Genomic DNA, 236 nt, shown 5'->3' with positions numbered 1-236 from the left:
CAGTGACAGCCGCCTGACCTTGCCATCCCCTACACGCCTGAGCCACGTCCAGGCCATGGCCTATGTCAGGCGGGTGAGTTGCCCTGCCTGCCTGGTGGTGGCTGCCGATGGCATGCTGGCGCGCCACACCGAGTTGCTGCAGCAGCTACCCTTTGAGCAGGTGACGCTGCCTGGTGGCCATCATCTGCACCTGAACGATGAACAGGGCGCGGCCCTTGTCGCAGACTGTATCAATC

1 pseudogene is annotated in these 236 nt (G+C 63.6%); it reads left to right on the top strand.

The window, feature by feature from the left end:
• A pseudogene (locus SB725_RS33890) lies at positions 1-236 on the top strand (alpha/beta hydrolase); the annotation flags it as partial.

The sequence above is a fragment of the Pseudomonas sp. SIMBA_041 genome (assembly GCF_046535095.1).
Taxonomy (GTDB): Bacteria; Pseudomonadota; Gammaproteobacteria; order Pseudomonadales; family Pseudomonadaceae; genus Aquipseudomonas; species Aquipseudomonas mucoides.
The sequence above is the reverse complement of the archived record's forward strand: the minus strand, read 5'-3'. Positions and strand labels throughout refer to the sequence as shown.